The sequence below is a fragment of the Streptosporangium minutum genome (genome assembly GCF_002149035.1).
GTDB lineage: Bacteria > Actinomycetota > Actinomycetes > Streptosporangiales > Streptosporangiaceae > Streptosporangium > Streptosporangium minutum.
The window spans coordinates 1-1,904 of the sequence record NZ_NGFP01000483.1; the positions used below are offsets into that span (position 1 = coordinate 1).

Genomic DNA, 1,904 nt, shown 5'->3' on the forward strand with positions numbered 1-1,904 from the left:
GGATCGAGGGTCCGGTGAGGGGGCGGCGGTTGGACCGGGCGGGGCAGCGCGTCCGTCACCGGCGGAACCGCACACCATGGCCGTGGACGTGACCGTGAAGAGCTGCCGCCTGGTCGCCGTCCGCACGACGTAAAACGTCCGGGCGGCTGGGAAGAGACCGGATACAGGCGCTGAAGTCGACGTTTCGGCCTCACCCGAAACGTCTATACAAACTACTTGCCGCCGGCTGATCCTTAACAGGAAGTGGCTGCTTCGGCTCGCCATCCAAAGTAATCAAAGCAGCAAATCAAAGGATCGGTGTAGATGTCGGCTCGTCGTGGAATCATTACGCGTCTCAGTATCGCGATCAGCCTCACGGCACTCGTGCTGGGGATCCAAAGTTCGGCGTCGGCGTCCGCCGGAGAGCTGCAGTGGTGCCGTGTCGCCGGAACTCATTGCACCTCGCCGGCAGTGCAGGCCCACGCGGAACACTGGATCTGGTACGAGGTCATCACATCTCCGTTCTGCGGCGCCGACTTCACGGTTTACGACGCAGCAAACGGTGCGACTGTCGGGAAAGGCTATGTCGGCAGCGGAAACAAGCGCTCAGCTCGGATCTTCGGGCTGTACGGCTTCTACAAGGTGAGGGTTTACAATACTTGCTTCGACACCTACGGCGGTATCGCGAACCGTTGATGGTCCAGCTGCGCTCAGCGGTCTCCGAGGCGTTTTCGCCGGTGGCCGGTGAAGTGCGGAGCCCACCCCGTCTTGCCGGAGCCCGAAGGCAGGCCGGTCCACCTTTGCGGGCGTGACCGTTGGAGTGGTCCGCCCCCCGCGCACCCTGGGCTCGGCCTGTGTTCCGTACGAGACCTCCATTGACCTGGGACGACGTCGCACGTGCGGAGAACGGGGTCAGCGGGTGTCGGCCTCAAGCCTGTAGACGGGCCCGGCCAGGCTGAGCGCGTACAGCTCGCCGTCGTGATCCTCGCCGAAGGAGGAGAGCTGCTCGACCCTGCCCACCTCCCGTGCCTCGCGGGGCCGGTCGGTGGGGGCCGCCTTCACCCAGCCGGCGCAGAAGTCGCCGTAGAGGAACCGGCCTCGCAGGCCCGGGATCCGCGTGCCCCGGTAGACGTGGCCGGCGATGACCGAGCAGGTCCCGTCACGCCCCAGGGCGTATTCGGCGACGGGGTCGACCGCCCCGCCCGGCGGGGCCGCCCCCTGGAAGGGATGGCCGCCCTCCCTGAGGTTCCAGCCGTAGTTGAGGCCGCCCTTCCCCCGGGGCTGGAAGTCGATCTCCTCCCAGGAGTTCTGCCCGACGTCGCCGATCCACATGTCCCCGGTCTTCCTGTCGAAGGAGAACCGCCAGGGGTTGCGCAGGCCGTAGGCCCAGATCTCGGGCCTGGCGCCCTTTCTGCCGGCGAACGGGTTGCCGGCGGGGACCTTGTACGGCGTGCCGCGCGGGTCGATCCTGAGGATCTTCCCCAGCCAGGTGCCCAGATTCTGGCCGTTGCCCTGCGGGTCGCCCCCGCTGCCGCCGTCGCCCAGCGCGATGTAGAGGTGGCCGTCGGGTCCGAAGGCGAGCTGGCCGCCGTTGTGGTTGGGGTACGGCTGCCGCTGGACCAGCACGTCCCGGCGCGCGGTGGCCCTGCCGCCGCCGAAGGCCCACTCCGTGACGTGGGTGTGCCCGTCGCGGTCGGTCCAGTCGAGGTAGAGGAAGTCGCCGCCGGGATGGAACGCCACCCCGAGCAGCCCCTGCTCGTTGCCCCGGCTGACCTCTCCGGAAAGGTCGACGACGGGATCCTCCACGACCCTGCCGTCCGCTATCGCGCGCAGCCGTCCCGTCTGCTCGGCGACGTACAGCGTGGAGTCGCCCTTGCGCAGGGCCATCGCCACCGGCATGTCGAGCTGGGCGATCTCGGTGAACC

General features: G+C 68.1%; 2 protein-coding genes. One reads left to right on the top strand and one right to left on the bottom strand.

The genetic code is table 11. From position 1 onward, the window contains the following. Positions 1-303: 303 nt before the first annotated feature. Positions 304-675, top strand: a complete 372-nt coding sequence (locus CA984_RS45740) for a hypothetical protein (RefSeq protein WP_133061990.1) — start codon at positions 304-306, stop codon at positions 673-675. A 216-nt stretch (positions 676-891) separates the two neighbouring features. Here CA984_RS45740 and CA984_RS43855 read toward each other — a convergent pair. Beyond that, positions 892-1,904, bottom strand: a 1,013-nt coding sequence (locus CA984_RS43855; protein WP_207621277.1) for a PQQ-dependent sugar dehydrogenase, incomplete at its 5' end; no start/stop codon positions are given.